At 52.3% G+C, this 17,290-nt stretch carries 10 protein-coding genes; 2 read left to right on the top strand and 8 right to left on the bottom strand.

The features are described 5' to 3' along the window. Positions 1-14 precede the first annotated feature (14 nt). The 8 genes from FPL14_RS23900 to hisS form a co-directional block, all read right to left on the bottom strand. Positions 15-1,352 carry a hemolysin family protein gene (locus FPL14_RS23900; RefSeq protein WP_182300090.1) on the bottom strand — a complete coding sequence of 446 codons (1,338 nt, stop codon included), beginning with the start codon at positions 1,350-1,352 and terminating at the stop codon, positions 15-17. 249 nt (positions 1,353-1,601) lie between these two features. Beyond that, positions 1,602-3,158 (bottom strand): sensor domain-containing diguanylate cyclase, encoded by a 1,557-nt coding sequence (locus FPL14_RS23895; RefSeq protein ID WP_182300089.1) that lies wholly within the window; start codon positions 3,156-3,158, stop codon positions 1,602-1,604. Positions 3,159-3,248: 90 nt separating this feature from the next. After that, positions 3,249-4,574 carry a replication-associated recombination protein A gene (locus tag FPL14_RS23890; RefSeq protein WP_182300088.1) on the bottom strand — a complete coding sequence of 442 codons (1,326 nt, stop codon included), beginning with the start codon at positions 4,572-4,574 and terminating at the stop codon, positions 3,249-3,251. Between the two features lie 78 nt (positions 4,575-4,652). Further along, complete coding sequence (locus FPL14_RS23885) at positions 4,653-5,786, bottom strand: CotH kinase family protein (protein ID WP_229263644.1); 1,134 nt, start codon at positions 5,784-5,786, stop codon at positions 4,653-4,655. Between the two features lie 659 nt (positions 5,787-6,445). Next, positions 6,446-6,640, bottom strand: a complete 195-nt coding sequence (locus tag FPL14_RS30845) for a YdeI/OmpD-associated family protein (protein WP_407644681.1) — start codon at positions 6,638-6,640, stop codon at positions 6,446-6,448. Positions 6,641-7,085: 445 nt separating this feature from the next. Continuing rightward, positions 7,086-7,844, bottom strand: coding sequence for a tRNA threonylcarbamoyladenosine dehydratase (locus tag FPL14_RS23875; RefSeq protein ID WP_182300086.1), 759 nt, complete (start codon positions 7,842-7,844; stop codon positions 7,086-7,088). A 22-nt stretch (positions 7,845-7,866) separates the two neighbouring features. Further along, positions 7,867-9,708 (bottom strand): aspartate--tRNA ligase, encoded by a 1,842-nt coding sequence (gene aspS / locus FPL14_RS23870; protein WP_182300085.1) that lies wholly within the window; start codon positions 9,706-9,708, stop codon positions 7,867-7,869. Positions 9,709-9,728: 20 nt separating this feature from the next. Beyond that, positions 9,729-10,988 carry a histidine--tRNA ligase gene (gene hisS, locus FPL14_RS23865; protein ID WP_182300084.1) on the bottom strand — a complete coding sequence of 420 codons (1,260 nt, stop codon included), beginning with the start codon at positions 10,986-10,988 and terminating at the stop codon, positions 9,729-9,731. A 648-nt stretch (positions 10,989-11,636) separates the two neighbouring features. On the opposite strand from hisS, the gene FPL14_RS23860 reads away from it, so the two are divergent. Together FPL14_RS23860 and FPL14_RS23855 are read left to right on the top strand one after the other, a co-directional pair. Continuing rightward, positions 11,637-12,668, top strand: a complete 1,032-nt coding sequence (locus FPL14_RS23860) for a LacI family DNA-binding transcriptional regulator (protein WP_182300083.1) — start codon at positions 11,637-11,639, stop codon at positions 12,666-12,668. Positions 12,669-12,827: 159 nt separating this feature from the next. Then, positions 12,828-17,267, top strand: a complete 4,440-nt coding sequence (locus tag FPL14_RS23855; protein ID WP_182300082.1) for a carbohydrate binding domain-containing protein — start codon at positions 12,828-12,830, stop codon at positions 17,265-17,267. Positions 17,268-17,290: the final 23 nt, after the last annotated feature.

The following is a 17,290-nucleotide window of genomic DNA, read 5'->3' as shown; positions in this document are numbered from 1 at the left end:
CGTTTCTATCTTAGTTAACCCGTTTCCGCCTGCGGTTCCCAGCTTTCGTCGTCCGAACGCGTAACCTCGATTCTCGAGATCCGGAGATGATCCGTCTCTTCGATCGTGAAGCGGAATCCTTCCTCGGATACGACGTATTGATTTTTCTTAGGCGGGTTCTCGATTTGCGAGTAAATCCATCCGCCGATCGTATCGTAATCCTCGGTTGAAATATCAAGTCCGAAGAAGCTGTTCACTTCCTCGATAAGCATCATTCCGTTAATCGAATAAGTGCTGTCATCCCGCTTCTCGATATCGGGACGTTCTTCGTCGAATTCGTCTTGAATTTCTCCTACGATCTCTTCCATGATATCCTCTAACGTGACCAATCCCGAAGTTCCGCCGTACTCGTCGATCAGAATCGCGATTTGCGATTTCCTCTTCTGCATAAGCTTGAGCAGCGCGCTTATCGGCATGCTTTCCGGCACGGTCGTCATCGGCCGCATTAAATCCCGGATATCCAGAATCGAATTGTCGGGAACCTTTAACAGGTCCTTAATGTGCACGAATCCGATGATGTTATCTTTATCCTTTTCGCATACTGGGTATCGCGTATGCATCTCCCGCAAGGCAATGCTTTTGTTCTCCTCGAACGACAAATTGCCGTACAGGCAACTCATTTCCGTTCGCGGAATCATGATTTCTCTTGCATTGGTTTCCGCGAAATCGAAAATATTATCCATAAGCGTTAATTCGGTTTTGTCGATCAGCCCGCTCTTATGGCTCTCTTTCACTAATATCCGTATTTCTTCCTCCGTATGGGCGGAAGAGGATACTTCCGAAGTGTCTATTCCGAACGGCTTGAGCAGCAATCCCGCTGTTCCGTTAAGAGCCCAGATAAACGGACTCATGATTTTGCGGAAAAAGTACAAAGGCTTTGCCGTCCACAGCGCGACCATCTCGGCTTTGCGAATGGCTACCGACTTCGGAGCGAGTTCTCCCAGAACGATATGAAGCACGGTGATGAACGAGAAGCCGATAACGAAAGATAACGGGTGTACCAGCTTTTCACTCAAATTCATCGCTTCGAACATCGGTTCGAGCATCCTGGCGATTGCCGGCTCCCCGATCCAACCGAGTCCTAGAGAAGTAAGAGTAATACCAAGCTGACAGGCCGACAGATACGCATCAAGATGATCCATCAGATGAGAAGCGACCTTCGCTTTTTTGTGCCCTTCTTGAACTAACGAATCAATTCTTGAACCGCGTGCTTTGACCATGGCGAATTCCGCGGCTACGAAAAAACCGTTCAGAAACACCAGAGCAAAAATCAAGACCAAGTCCACGCTTAATGGAAAGGGGTCACCGTCCAAATAATCCCTATCCTCACCCTCGGGAGAGGACAGGTACACCTCCTTTATATAATGAAAAATAACTTACTAGCGTAAAGTATTGAAAAAGGGTATATATCTTTATTATAGATTAGACGGTTTAGCCCGGTCCGTCAAACGATGATTAACCGAGTATTTTGCCGTAGTACCCATCTCTATTCACTTGAGCCTGCCACCTATGCCGATTTTCGTACGAAAAGGCGGTATATCCCCGTTTCCAACGAATTCCGCTTACGCGGAGGAAATCTTGGCTTCGGAAATGGTGTTTCTTCCTTGATTTTTTGCCCGATACAAAGCTTGGTCCGCCGCATGCAGCCATTGAGCCGGCGTTTGGTCCGAAACGCTTATGCATGTAGCCGCGCCCAGGCTGATCGTAACGGTCGCCTCGGTTGAAATTCCCGCGTGGGGTATTTGGCTTCGGGAGATGGCTTGCCTGATCTGCTCCGCCGCGCTTAACGCCTGTTCCCGGTCATGCTCCGGCAGCAGGATGGCGAATTCTTCTCCGCCGTAGCGATAAGCGGTTCCTTGCGTCCGGCCGGCTTCGAATTCCGCGATGCGGGCAATTTGCTGCAAGCATTCGTCTCCCGCTTGATGCCCGTAATAGTCGTTATAAGCTTTAAAATTGTCCACATCGAACAAAAGAAGAGAATTCGGTTCACCGGAATCTCTAGTACGCTCCCACAGCTCGCGAAGATCGCCGTCGAAGGAGCGCCTATTCGGAATGCCCGTCAATCCATCTAGCGTAGACAACCGTTGCAATAGCGCGTTGGCTTCTTTCATCTTACGCTCGGCTTCCTTGCGGATTCCGACTTCCCTTGCTACGATCAATACCGCCGGCCGTCCTTCGTAAGGAAAACCGATAGCCGTCACCTCTACGTCCACTAGGCTCCCGTCCAGCCTAACGAACTGCTCGTCCATCGTCCCGACGTCCTTCTCGCTTAACGCGCGTTTCGCTCGGTCGTGAACGACTTCCATGTAGGGTTGATGAACGAACCGCATCATAGGAATTCCGATCAAACGCGAGGAATCGCTCACTCCCATCAGCTTCGCGCAAGCCGGATTAGCGAACACGACGATTCCGTCTTGATGCACGGCGATCGCATCCGGAGAATTATCGACCAATCGCCTATAGCGCCGCTCGCTTTCAAGAGTGCTCCTAAGGGCATTCTTGGTCGTACGGAACATTCCCCAAGTCGCGACAATCGCGAACAAGGATACGACCGCGCCCGTCACGATCAAAGCCATAGAGTAGTTCGCCCGGCTCTGTTGATCGTTCCAAGCTTCCTCCATCGCGTCCGTGACTATTTGCTCCAAGTTGTGGGTACTTTCCCGGAATCGCTTCATATCGCTTTGTCCATCGTTGAACACGGAGACGGCTTGGTCCAATTGCTTGTCTTTGATCAACCCCGTAACGCGTTCGAAAAACGCTTCCACATCGGCAAGACCGGCTAACGTTGTCCGAATTTCGGCTTCGTACGCGCTCGTTAGCGAGCCTTCCGCGAGTAACTGCCCTTTAACCTTCTCTACCTCGGTTATCCCTTGTTCATATGGCTCGAAGTAACTCGAATCTTTTGTCAGCAAGTACCCGCGAATTCCGTTCTCTTGATTCACGACGGCGAGCATTAAACGATTAACGATGTGATCCATCGGATAAGTGTGCCGGGTTAACCGATTCGTCGAATCGCTTATTTCTCGGAACGACATGTAATTAAAAATACTCACGACCAAAAACAAACCGATCGTGCAAATATACAGGCTAGCGAGACGCCAATCGTTGCGACGCAGCACGCTATCGCCTCCATTTGTTGCATAATGTCAGATGGAATCATATTCTATTTCGATATTAACATATGAGGTAGTCCATGACCAAAAAACTCCTCATTTGCCTCTGATTCTACCGTTGCCTCTTCGAAGTTGCTGGTTATGTCTGATCTTATCTTCCATTCCTTGTTCGGTCGCTTCATAGAATACCTTGGAAGACAGCTTGTCCGGCAAATATTTCTGGTCCACGTAATGTCCCGGATAATCATGAGGATATTGGTAACCGACATGCCCCAGTTTCTTAGCTCCGCTGTAATGGCCATCTCTTAGATGCAGCGGAACTTCCGCGGACTTAACGGCTTCGAACGACTCCATGATTTTGCCGATCGTAACCGCGATCGCATTCGATTTCGGGCTTTCCACGGCGAACAAGATCGCTTGCGCCACGATGTACTTGGACTCCGGCCAGCCGATTCGATGGTAGGCTTCCATTGCGCTAACGGCTTGCACCATCGCCTGCGGATTGGCTAAACCGATATCCTCGCTGCAAGCGACCGTTAACCGCCGCAAGAACACCATCGGATCCATTCCGAGCTTCTCCACGGCATATAGAAACCAGTATAGAGCCGCATCGCTGGAGCCTCTGACGCTCTTGTGGAAAGCCGACAAAACATCGTACTGCGTGGATTCGTCCGCTTGGACGGTCGGTTGGCGGATAGATTCCTCCGCGATTTCCAACGTGACGCGAACGGTGCCGTCAAGCTCCGACGGCGTCGTTACCGCGGCCAATTCCAACGCCGTCAGCGCGCGGCGAATATCGCCGTTAGCCATCGAAGCGATGTGCGCCAACGCCTCTTCCTCCACGACGAGCTTCATAAATCCAAGCCCTTTGCCCGAATCCGCCAACGCTCTGCGCATCGCCAGCAACGAATGCTCTTTCGTTAACGGCTCCAACCGGAACAAAGTCGAACGCGACAGCAAAGCTCCGTTCACGGAATGGAACGGATTTTCCGTTGTCGCGCCAATGAATATAATAATCCCTCGCTCGACGGCGGGAAGAAGCGCGTCTTGTCTGGCGCTGTTAAATCGATGTACTTCATCGAGGAACAGGATCGTTTTGCGTCCGTACATGCTCTTGTTGCGCTCCGCTTGCTCGATCACCTCGCGCACGTCCTTTACCGAGGCGTCTACCGCGTTAAGCCGAACGAAATCGCCTTTCGTTTGCTTGGAAATAATATGAGCCAACGTCGTCTTGCCGCATCCCGGAGGACCGAACAATAATATAGACGAAACGACGTCCCCTTCGATGGCTCGCCGCAGCAGTTTCCCTGCGCCGACGACATGTTCCTGGCCGATATATTCGTCCAGCGTCTCCGGGCGCATCCGATCGGCGAGCAATCGTGCCTGCGGCTCGGATTCCGCGCCAAAGCTGAATAAATCCATAGCGTTAAACCGCCTTTCTTCTCCTCCATCATACCAGAAAGCGGATCTTACCGGAAGAGAATAAGAACGAACGTTCGTCTATAGATGTTTTAGCTCGGCTCTAACGATCGCCCTCCTCTCCCGAATATAATTCCGAATGACGCGGGGTTCGTTTAGAAAATCCCGGTAGGACCATTTACGAGTCCGGTCTTCGCGAATATAGGAGGAAATTTGGTCGGACATTCTATCGACGATCGGCATAAGCTTGCTCTCCGTAAAGGGACCGTTCAGCGCTTTCTGCAAAATCGTCTTATATTGTTTACGGAAGCTGGGATAGGACAGCAGTTTTCTCGTTAAGAAGTTGTAACCGGCCACTTTGACCAAATCGCTCTCCACCAGCTTCCCGTAGCAATTGCGTCCCCAGGTTCCTTCATAATCCCACGGGATCATTCGCAGCTTCCGTGTCGATCGGCTTCGGTAAATCGCGTAATTTTGCTCGAACCCGTCATAATTGCCCGTAAGTACGGCTCCCGCCAACCACCTTAAATAATTGTCGACATCCATGCATGATCTTATAAACGCTTCCCCTTGCGATCCTCTATGCATGTGAATCCCTTTAATAAACGATCTTAGCTTCGACAATTCGTACGATTCCCCGAATCTGTGCTCGTAGCCGGCCAGAAGCGACGATTTCAGACGGTTGGATTCCGAGGAGAAGAGATCAAAATCCGCCCGATTGTTGACCGCATAGAACAACGACAAAGCCCCGATCTTTCTTCTCCGGAAAAACAGCTTTTCTACGCCTTCTATTTCCAGGTAGACGCCTAAAGGCTGGCCATTGACGACTAGTAGCACGTGTTTCGTTCGGGGAGCCGGCACTCCGATCATCGGAAAAAAAGCGAACGACAAAGCATTGCGAACAACGGAGGGATCATCGAACTCCGCATTGTAATGAAAAGCTTGGTTTTTACGCACAACCTCGTAGGAACGTTTAGGATAGCCTCTCGTATGACCTCCCCGATACCGGACGGAGACGTCCACCGTTCTCCCGTTCGTTCTCATTTTTGCCGGCACATAGTTGTCGTTCCATAGATTCCTCTCCAATTCCCGGCTTGCCGATTCGCTGATAATCAGCGTTCTGATCGGTAATGGCATGCCGTCGCCGCCTTTCCTCATGAAGCGTCCTTTCATCAGAATCAGCGTATGTTGCCCCGGCATTCGCGGAAACGGCATTCGTCTATTCCGCCGCGCAAAAAAAGATGAGGCTCCCTCCTTGCAACGGCTGCAAAAGGAAACCTCATCTTTGTCTTCTGCCGGTTAACCGGCAATCAATCGCGCCAGCTCTTTCCGCTGCTCCCTCCGCTGCGATGATCCCTCTGACTGCTATGCTGGGATTCGTGTCCGCTATGCTGGGATTTGTGCCCGCTATGGTCTTTCATTCCTTCGCTGTGATCCTTGCATCCGTCGGACCGTCCGCTCGTATGGCGACCGCCTGTCCCACCGCTGCCGCGGCCCCCCCAATTCCCCCAAGTTTGATGGTCCTTTCGCGGACTTGAGTGGTGCCGCTGCTTGCGTTTCCTTTTAATAGGATGAGGTTTTACGCACTTTCTTTTCCTCGGTACTTTTTTCCATACGCATGTGCATTTACGGACTAAGCGCTTGGAACGTTTACGTCTGGCTCCGTGCAATTCCATCGTCAATGAAGCTACACCTCCAATATGAAGATCATTCATTTTATGAAGAATTGTCCGATACCGATAGAGACAAGCGCAGAACAACGCGAGAAAAGGGGCTTTTCTGCTCCATCATGCGCGGATTTATCGACAACTCGCACGCGCAAAAAAAAGCTATCCCGGCTAATGGAGCCGAAATAGCTTTACATGGTTCTCGCCTTATTTATCGGATGGTCTTTTGAGTCCCCCGCCGAGCTTCTCGATCGCTTTCCGAACCCGGGAAACCCGGGTTTCTTCGCGCTTGGCTTCCACGATCCACCTCATGTATTCCTTCTTGTGAGAGGGAGCAAGCTTATCGAAGAAAGCCGACGCTTGCGCGTTCGCATCGAGCGCCTGCCGCAAGTCCTCGGGCATTTCCATTGGCGTTGCCGGTTCGGCGTTAGACGCTTTGCGTTCGGCAGGCGTAACCCGGACTTTGCCTACCGCTTCGACAGGACGGAATCTCATCGCGGACCATACGTCGTTCACGGAAACGAGAGCGATTCCTTCCCAGCCGGACTCCTTCACGACGGACCATCCGCGGTCTCGATTCAGATCCGTCTTGAGCTTCGACGAGCCTTTAGGATAACACATCCACAGCAAACCGTCTGTTTTTACCGCGCGTATGGCCATCGGAGCCAGCCTCTCTACGTCGGCCGCATTCGTTGCGAATAGCTGGACATAATCGTACGTGCCCTGCTCGCCTACATTCAGCTTAGTCTCGTCAACCGTTCTGCCTATCGAAGCCAAAAAACCTTCGGGAGGTTCGACGATTGCTATTCTGCCGCCGCCGGGAACTCTCAGCTTTTTAACTAGAGCTTCATCCATACGGCTTGTCTACCTTATCCAGCAGATCCTTGAAAACAACGCTCACCATGATCAATCCCGCAACAGGCGGAACGAAGGCATTGCTGGATGGCGGCTGCTGCGCTTTGCGGATCTCGGGCGCCGTTTCCGGAACGATTCGCTGCGTCACGTCTTCCCGGGGTTTAATCGGAAGTTCCGTGGAGAACACCACCTGCACGCCTTTCTTGATCCCTTCGTTGCGCAGCTTCTTGCGGATGACCCGGGCGATCGGGTCGACCGTCGTCTTCGAAATGTCCGCGACCTGGAACCTTGTCGGATCGGTTTTGTTCGCCGCTCCCATGCTGGAGATGATCGGAATTTTCCGCTCCAGGCACTGTTTGATCAGATGGATCTTGTAGGAAATCGTATCCGATGCGTCGATGACGTAATCCAGCGGGTATTTGAACAGTTCTTCGTAAGTTTCCTCGGTATAGAACATCCGCAAAGAGATGACGTCGCACTCCGGATTGATGAGCTTGATGCGATCTCTCATCAGATCCGCTTTGGGCTGTCCGACGGTAGTCGTCAGAGCGTGAATCTGGCGATTGATATTCGTAATATCGACGACGTCCTTGTCGATCAATACGATACGGCCGATACCGGAGCGCGCCAGCGCCTCTGCCGCGATGCCGCCTACTCCGCCAATGCCGAGCACGGCGACGGTACTGCCCTTAAGCACCTCTAACCCTTCCGGCCCGATCGCTAATTCCGTTCTGGAGAACTGATGCAACATCGGTTCGTTCGCTCCTTTTGGTTTAGCCTTGGCTTTGCGCGTCGGGCTCGTTGTTCTCGGAGACTTCTGCCGAAGCCGCGTTCTTCGTTTGCGCGGCGATCGCTTTGGCCGACAGACGAACATGCAGGTCGTCTAATTGACGTTCCTTGACCGGCGACGGAGCATCGCACAGCAAGTCCGTTGCGCTCGCGGTTTTCGGGAACGCGATCGTCTCGCGGAGGTTGGTGCGGCCGGCGAGCAGCATGATGAGACGGTCTAAGCCGAAAGCGATTCCGCCGTGCGGAGGCGTACCGTATTCGAACGCGTCAAGGAAATAGCCGAACTCCGCTTTCGCTTCCTCAGGAGAGAATCCGAGAGCGTTGAACATCTTCTCTTGAACGTCCCTACGATAGATCCGCATGGATCCTCCGCCGACTTCGTAACCGTTAAGCACGATATCGTATGCTTGCGCGCGAATCGCGCCCGGATCGCTGTCGAACAAAGGCAGATCCTCGTCGCTTGGACGGGTGAACGGATGGTGCTCCGCCACGAACCGCTTGGCTTCCTCGTCCCAGCCGAGCAGCGGGAAGTCGACGACCCACAGGAATTTGTACGCTTTGTTGTCGATTAAGCCTAGATCGCGCCCCACTTTTTGACGCAGATTGCCCATCACGTCGGCAGCCGTCTTCAGCTTATCGGCGGAAAACGTCAATAGATCTCCTTCTTCTACGTTCAGGCGTTCGGTGAGAGCCGCGATTTCTTCCGGTTTGAAAAATTTAACGATCGGTCCGCGCCATTCGCCGTCTTTAACGGTAATCCAAGCGATCCCTTTACCGCCGTAGCGAGCCGCGAACGGTTGGAGATCATCGAGTTCCTTGCGGCTCCAGCTTGCGCAGCCTTTAGCGTTCAGAGCTTTGACGACGCCTCCGGAAGCGGCGACGGAAGCGAACACTTTCACTTCGCTGCCTTTGACGATATCGGTCACGTCTTCGATCTCCAAGCCGAAACGAAGATCCGGTTTGTCGGAACCGTATTTATGAATCGCGTCATGATAAGTCAACCGTTGGAACGGAGTCGGAATTTCTACGCCGATCGTCTCGCGGAACAAACGCGCCATCAGCCGTTCCATCATGCCGAGCAATTGGTCTTGGGTCAAGAAAGACGTCTCGATGTCGATTTGCGTGAACTCCGGTTGACGGTCCGCGCGAAGGTCTTCGTCGCGGAAACAACGGGCCACTTGGTAGTACCGTTCGATTCCGCCGACCATCAGCAATTGCTTGAACAATTGAGGCGATTGCGGGAGCGCGAAAAATTCGCCCGGATGAACCCGGCTCGGTACCAAGTAATCGCGCGCGCCTTCCGGCGAGCTCTTCGTCAGAATCGGAGTTTCGACGTCAATGAACCCGTTGTCGTCCAAGAAGTCGCGGAAAATTTTGGTCGCTTTCGAACGAAGAAGCAGCGTTTTTTGCATTTCCGGACGGCGCAAATCCAAATAACGGTATTTCAAGCGAAGCGATTCGTCCACTTCTACGCCATCCTCGATAGGGAACGGAGGAGTCTTCGCGGCATTAATGATTTCTACCTCTTCTACCTGAACTTCGATTTCGCCCGTTGCCAGGTTAGGGTTGAACGTCTCGGGATCGCGTTCTACGATTTTCCCTTTAACCGCTAATACGTACTCGTTGCGAGCCCGGCTGCCGATATCTAAAGCTTGACCGGAAAATGCCGGATTGAACACGACCTGTACGATTCCCGTACGGTCGCGGAGGTCGATGAACAGAATGCCTCCGAAATCGCGCCATCCTTGTACCCAGCCGTTCAGGACGACCGTCTGGCCTACGTTTTCCTTCGTTAATTTACCGCAATCGATGTTTTTGAGCATCATGAGTGGTTGTTCCCCTTTTCTTATTTGGAAATAATGGTTTGAATCGTTCGGACCAGCTCGCTTAACTTAACCGCTTGCTGCTCTCCGCCGGTTATCGGCCTAAGCGAAATTTCCCCGCGATCGAGCTCGTCGTCTCCGAGCACGGCCGCGATCCGGGCTCCGCTGCGTTCGGCGGCTTTGAACTGGGCTTTCGTCTTCCGTCCCAGATAATCCCGCTCCGCCGCTATGCCCGCTACGCGAAGCTGCTGCAGCAAGGCAGGCAGCGCTTTCTCCGCACGCTCTCCTAACGCCACGAAATAGACATCGATTTGATTGCCTAAATCGGGTTTGATTCCCTGGCTTTCCAGTAGGAGAAGCGTCCGTTCCAGACCGATACCAAGACCTACGCCCGGTTTGTCCTCGCCGCCGATCTCCGCCACTAGCCCGTTATACCGCCCGCCTCCGCCGATCGTGTCGATCGCGCCGATACCTTGGGCTTTATATTCGAAAGCCGTGTGCGTGTAATAATCGAGGCCGCGTACGAGTCTGGAGTTTAGGTTGTAAGGAATGCCCATCTCGTTCAGACACTCGCGAACGCGCGCGAAATGCGTCTCGCACTCTTCGTCGAGGCTATCCAGAATCGACGGCGCATTCGTAAACTTATCCTGGTCGACTTTGCAATCGAGCACCCGCAGCGGGTTACGTTCCATACGCGACTGGCAATCCTTGCATAGTTCGTCTTTCATCGGCAGCAAGAACGCGAGCAGCTTCTCCCGAAAATCGGCTCTGACCGCCGGTGTCCCGACGGAGTTCAGATCGACCGTCACGCCCGTTAACCCAAGCTCCCGATAGAAGGTGTACCCTAATGCGATCACCTCGGCGTCTATCGCCGGATCGGAAGATCCGATAGCCTCTACGCCGAATTGATGGAATTGCCGGTACCTTCCGGCTTGCGCCCGTTCGTATCGGAACATCGGTCCGATATAGTACAGCTTGGAAACGTCCGGTTCGCCGAACAGCTTATTCTCCACATAAGAACGGACAACGCCCGCCGTGCCTTCCGGACGAAGCGTCATGCTGCGTTTGCCGCGATCCTCGAACGTGTACATCTCTTTCTCGACGATGTCCGTCGTTTCGCCCACGCCGCGCTTGAACAGCTCGGTCGCCTCGAATACGGGCGTGCGGATTTCCCCGAACCGGAATCGCCGGCACAAGTCGCGAGCCGTGTTCTCCACGTACTGCCATAGCTCGGAATTGCCTGGCAATATATCCTGAGTGCCGGGCGGTTTTTGAAAACTCATCGAATTCACTCCCTCTTCAAGCCATTAAAAAAGCTCCCGTCCCACGACGATCCCAATTGCTAAGATCGTCAGGGACGAGAGCGTATTCTCCATGCTCCCGCGGTGCCACCCGTCATTCAAACCGCTTATTGACGTCCGTATTGAGACGATCATTCGCCGGCTTGCGCTTCATCCGGTTAACGCCCGGCTACGCCTCAATGCTACTCCATCCGCCAGAACTTGTCGTACGGCGTCTTTCGCATCGGGTTCTCGGGGACGTCTTTCGTCCGATCATCGCCGGAAAGCTTGCAGCCTGAAGGCTTTCCTCTCTGTGGGCGTGGGTTCGAAGTACTGTTTCCCGTCATGGAATCAAAGGCAAAATGCAATTGTTATTTATTGTAGTCTGTTGATGAATGCATGTCAAGAAATTGCGGACCTGAAAGAAAATAACCTGCCGAAGATCGGCAGGTTCAATGATTAAATATATTGAAAAAGGGGGTCGTCTATAGATTAGTCTATTTACTTTAAGAAGGCGTGTATAACAGATTACAGTTTCGTTACAAAAAAGAAAGCGTTAACTTCGGCCTGTTGACCCTCTCCATTGTATTCGATAGACTATTTTAAACATTTCCTATTTCACGAAATCCTTCAAGATTGGATGGCTTGCTCATGAATATATACGATATATCGCGCCTTGCGGGGGTGTCCCGCAAAACCGTGCAGCGAGTTCTGAATAACGCCCCGAACGTCAAGCCCGAAACGCAAGCCAAAATCCAGAAAATCATGGAAGAGCATCATTTCGAACCGAGCGCGGCCGCACGTAAGCTGTCTTCTAGCAAACCTACCACCATTGCCGTCTTCATCGTACAAAACCAGGAGCGGTATAAATTGTATACGGATGATCTATTCTATAGCGCCGTAATCGGAGGTATCGTCAGCTACAGCAATTCAAGAAACTATAACGTGCTTGTCTCGATCATGGATATATCCGACACCGACCAACTCCTAAGCCTATACAAGCAGAAGAGCATTGATTCGGGTATCATCATCAGTTGGTCTAACGTGCAGTTTATCGTGGATAAAGTAACGGAAGCCGGCTTCAGCATCGGCGTATTCGATCAGAACAACCTGCATCCGGGCACGATGGATATCCCCTTTCCTTACTTGGATAACCGAACGAGCGCCTATGAAGCAGGTCAATATTTATTGGATCTCGGCTATACCCGTCTTGGCATCGTCACCGGAGACATGGCTATCCCGGCTTCGCAAGAGCGTCTTGACGGTTTCTTAGCCGCTGTTCGCGACCGAGGATTGTCGGTGGAGAAAGACCATATCTACTACGGTCAGTTCATCGAGAAAAGCGGTTACGACGCGGTTGAACGATGGGTTCGGAGCAACGATCTTCCCGAAGCGATATTTTGCAGCAACGATTTGATGGCTTACGGGGCTATTCAAGCATCCATCCGGCTTGGGGTATCCGTTCCCGAACGGCTTTCGATCATCGGATTCGACGACCTCCTGATTTCCCAGTATACGCACCCCCCGCTTACTACGATGAGAGTCCCTCGCGTGGAAATGGCCGTTTCAATCACGGAACGGATCATTGACTTGATGGAGGGCAAAGCCGGTAACGCCATGCCATCTCCGACTTTTCGCGCTGCACTCGTCGAACGCTCTTCTTGCCGTAACGCAATAAATTAATGTCCCTTTGGCTTACGAATCGACAAAAAAACCACATTGAAATCCTGACTGACCGGAGGTATACTAATCAAAAATGTCCCACGTAGGACATTTTGATTAGCGACAGAGGAAAACGCTTTCAGAAGTAAATCATTTTAACGAAAGAAGGGATTTACTGTTATGCAGCGTAACGGATTTATCAAGAAAGGCCTGTCATCTTTCGGAATTTATTTACTGCTTTTCTCTATCGTGATGAACGGGGCTTTTGCCGCAACACCATCGACAGGCGCCGGCACACCGGCGTACAAGGATCTTCCTTCCAAGCACTGGGCGGCATCCGCGATTGATCATCTTAAGGGCTACGGCGTCTTGTCCGGTTATCCCGACGGAACGATCCGTCCCAACCAGCCGATCACGCGAGTCGAATTCGCGGCTATGATCAACCGATTGTTCGGTTTCAATGCATTATCATCGGCCTTGTTAAAAGACAGAACCGCTAGCGCATGGGCGAATACGGAAATTTCCAAAGCGATCGAAGCGGGATACTTGTCTCTCGATCAAGACCGTGCCGCGCATCCCAACTCCCCCATTAGCCGAGCGGAAGTAGCCGCGGCCCTGTCGAAGGTCTTTCATTTTACGGCTGCTTCCGGTAAATCTTCCCCCTCCTTCTCCGATCTAGACGGACTTGAACAATCGACTGTAAACGCGATCTCCGCGCTCGCGCAGGGAGGTTATTCGAACGGCTTCGCCGATGGGACGTTCAAGCCCGGCAAGACGATAAGCCGTGCCGAGCTTGCCGCGATGCTCGATCGGATTACCGCTTTATATGTAAACAAAGAGGGCATCGTAGCAGCAGGGTCCGTCAAAGGAAACGCCGTTCTTAACCATTCCGATGTCGTGATCGAAAACACGGTTGTCGAAGGGAATTTGTACTTGACGCCCGGAATAGGCGATGGCGACGTAAAATTGGATAAGGTCACCGTGAAAGGGACTACGTTCGTGCAAGGGGGCGGCGATCATAGCGTTACCCTCAACGATTCACGCCTGGCAACTCTTGTCGTGAATAAGAAAAACAGTCTCGTCCGCGTCGTCATTTCCGGAACGGTTGATCAACTGATCGTGGACGGACTAGCTCATATCATCTTGGCGGAAGGCGCCGTTATCAAGCAATTCATCATTACGCAGCAAGCCGACAAAACCACGATCGAGGGGAAAGGGAAAATCGAAAAATTCGATAATCAAGCTGCCGGCGTGTTGTTTAACGGCAAAGAGTTGCCTTCCGGGATTTCGGCAGGAAACATGGCTACGGGAGGATCCGCTAGCGGAGGCGGCGGAGGCGGCGGAGGCGGCACGACGACTTCGAATCCATGGACTTTAGCATGGAGCGATGAGTTCGACGGCAATACGATCGATCCGACTAAATGGACCTTCGATACAACGAACGGAGCTAGCGTTAACATCCCGGGTTGGGGAAATAACGAGTTGCAGTACTATACGTCTCGGCCCGACAACGTAAAGGTTGAGAACGGCAAGCTTGTCATAACGGCGAAAAAAGAAGAGTACGAGGGGTTCCACTATACTTCCGCGCGCATTAAGACGAAAGGGCTATTCAAGGAGAAATACGGGAAATACGAAATCCGGGCCAAAACGCCGGCAGGCAAAGGCTATTGGCCCGCCATATGGATGCTGCCGGAAGACAATGCGTACGGTACTTGGGCGGCCTCCGGCGAAATCGATATTATGGAAACGTGGGGCAGCAAGCCCGATACGATTGCGGGAACTCTCCATTACGGCCAACCCGCTCCGGGAAATACAAGCAGCGGCAAAGAATACAAGTTCGTGAATAGCACGACGCAACAATACCATACTTACGCCATCGAATGGGAGCCTAACGAGATTCGCTGGTACGTGGACGGCCACCTCTACTCCACCCAGAACGACTGGTACAGCCGAAGCGCGAACCAACCTGACGTTAATTCTTATCCGGCTCCTTTCGATCAACCCTTCCACTTGATCATGAACGTGGCGGTTGGAGGAAATTTCGACGGGGACCCGACTCCGGATACCGTATTTCCTCAGGCGATGGAGATTGATTACGTTCGTTACTACAAGTTAACGGGGAGAAGCTATAGCGAGCCGACGCCTCCGACCCTAACCAAAGAGAGCTACCTGCCGGGATCTAAGCTTCCTCAAGCCCCTGACAACGATATGGTCTACAACGCCGGTTTCACTCAGACAACGGCCGGAGATGCAGGAATGGGCGTAAGCGGTACGGCGCATTGGAACCTCTTCCAGGAACCCGGAAGCGCGGCGGCAACGGTAGCCATCGAGTCAATCGATGACCGCAACTACGCCAAAGTCAGTATCTCGAACGGCGGAGGCAACCCTTACTCCATTCAGCCGCAAGCGATCGTGTCCTTGGCAAAGGGTCGTTATTACAAGCTTACTTTCGATGCCAAGACGGACAGCTCGCGGTTAATGAACGTTAAGTTGACGGGCGGCCAGTCCAGAGGATTCACAGCTTACTCTCCTTCCTTATCCGTACCTTTAACCGATACTTTCCAAAGCTACCAAATGTCTTTCCAGATGAAACAAGATTCGGATATCGCCGCACGAATCGAATTCAATATGGGGACGAACACGCATCCCGTTTGGTTCGGCAACGTGAAGCTGGTCGAGATCGACAGCATTGCGTTCGAGCACGACTTGCCCAAAACGCCATACGGACCGGAAGGCAACCATATTTATAACGGCACATTCGACCAAGGGGAGCCGAACCGACTATCCTATTGGCATTTGATAAAGTCGGGAGGATCTCAAGCGACTGCCTCCGTTAACGAGACCGAGCGAAAGCTCAATCTGAATATCGCGAACGGCGGCTCTGCCGCGGATCAACTTCAATGGCTGCAGAGAGGATTGCCGCTGATTAACGGACAAAGTTATCTTCTCGCATGGGAAGGCAGCGCAAACGCGGCGCGTGCCATAACCGTTCGACTCCAAAGCAAGAACGGAGACAAGATTTATGCGGAACAAACGTTAAATCTTACGACGGTCACGGAAATGAAGAGCATGTCCTTTACGATGAACGAGGCATCGACTAACGAAGCCCAACTCGTATTTCATTTGGGAGGATCCGCAGGCAACCTGAAGTTGGACAACATTAAACTCGTGCGCACAAGTCTCTATCTGGATCCTACCGTAGTGAAATTCCCGTTACGGAACGGCCAATTCGACGGCGGACTTGCCGGATGGCGGACAGTCGCCAATGACGGCGCGACTCTTGCCGCTTCGACGCAGCAATCCCAAGCCACGCTATCGATCGGGGGAACCGGGCCCAACCCATGGAGCGCCCTATTCCTGCAAGAAGGCCTTAGCGCTTCGAACGGCATTCCGTACCTCTTCGAATTCGATGCATACGCGACAACGAATCGGAAAATGCAAGCCGTTATCGAGAATTCCGCTTACCAACCGTCTTTCAGTACGATCATTGATCTGACGGCCGAGAAAAAGCGTTATCGATTCGAGTTCATGAAATCAGGCAGCGAGAACGTCGACTTGAAGTTTCTGCTTGGCAGAATAGGCGAAGATGCCGCGCTTGGAGCGCATGACGTGTTCATCGATAACGTCGTTTTCGAGCCCAAAGGGGCGATAGGCTTAAGCAATCGGTTGACTAACGGAACTTTCGATGCGAACACGGCGGGATGGACTAGTTTTTTCCATAACGGCGGCGGAGTTACGGGAGCCGTCTACGGAGAAAACGGTTCGATGAAAGCGAGCCTTAACCGGAGCGGTCCCGACTCTTGGAACGCCCAAGTAGACTACGAGAACGTGACGATCGAACAAAACAAAAGCTATCGCCTAACCTTCGACGCCAGTTCCACGATCGACCGCAACATTCAGGTCGTCGTCGAACATAAGGGCGGGGATTACGCCAAATATTTAGAACCTCGTACTGTCGCGTTAACGGATACGACCCAAACGTACAGCTATACCTTCACCTCGAATACGGCAACGGACACCGGCGCCCACGTCAACTTCCTGCTTGGCCGGATTGACGACGCGATCGACGCGGCCCATGACCTATATTTCGATAATATCAGCTTAGTCGAAGTTACGATGCCATCACTCGAGGGTCATGCTCTCCTTAACGGAACGTTCGACGCGAACATGGACCATTGGAAAACCTATGTGAACGATGGCGCGGATACGACCGTGTTCGCCGTCGACGCCCAGAAATTAAAAGTCGACTTTCCGAATTACGATGGTTGGTTCCAATGGTCGACTCAAGTGTTCCAGACAGGCCTAAAGCTTGTCGCCGGAAAAACCTACGTCCTCTCCTTCGATGCCCGTTCTTCGATCGGCAAGAGCGTCTTGGTCCAAGTGGAGAACGGGAGCACCGGTTTACATTTACCCGCGCAGCCGGTCTTATTGACCTCTGCCGAACTGACTCATACTTTCGAATTTACGGTCAGCGGGGATACCGATCAGAACGCCATACTGAACTTCCTTCTAGGCAGCAACAATGTTCCGGGTTCACCGCCTTCACCGGACTATTCCGGTCCTCTGTTCCAACCGCATAGCATTTGGATTGATAACGTTACGTTAATCGAGAAACCGTAAGGAAAATAAGAAATCCCCTCCGA

The sequence above is a fragment of the Cohnella cholangitidis genome (assembly GCF_014107495.1).
GTDB lineage: Bacteria > Bacillota > Bacilli > Paenibacillales > Paenibacillaceae > Cohnella > Cohnella cholangitidis.
This window is presented reverse-complemented; position numbering and strand designations above follow the sequence as displayed.

Bases quoted from the DNA above. Each gene is read 5' to 3' on its own strand.
- FPL14_RS23890 (WP_182300088.1), bottom strand. From the start codon at position 4,574: ATGGATTTATTCAGCTTTGGCGCGGAATCCGAGCCGCAGGCACGATTG.
- FPL14_RS23885 (WP_229263644.1), bottom strand. From the start codon at position 5,786: ATGCCGTTTCCGCGAATGCCGGGGCAACATACGCTGATTCTGATGAAA.
- FPL14_RS30845 (WP_407644681.1), bottom strand. From the start codon at position 6,640: ATGCCCGAGGACTTGCGGCAGGCGCTCGATGCGAACGCGCAAGCGTCG.
- FPL14_RS23875 (WP_182300086.1), bottom strand. From the start codon at position 7,844: ATGTTGCATCAGTTCTCCAGAACGGAATTAGCGATCGGGCCGGAAGGG.
- aspS (WP_182300085.1), bottom strand. From the start codon at position 9,708: ATGATGCTCAAAAACATCGATTGCGGTAAATTAACGAAGGAAAACGTA.
- hisS (WP_182300084.1), bottom strand. From the start codon at position 10,988: ATGAGTTTTCAAAAACCGCCCGGCACTCAGGATATATTGCCAGGCAAT.
- FPL14_RS23860 (WP_182300083.1), top strand. From the start codon at position 11,637: ATGAATATATACGATATATCGCGCCTTGCGGGGGTGTCCCGCAAAACC.
- FPL14_RS23855 (WP_182300082.1), top strand. From the start codon at position 12,828: ATGCAGCGTAACGGATTTATCAAGAAAGGCCTGTCATCTTTCGGAATT.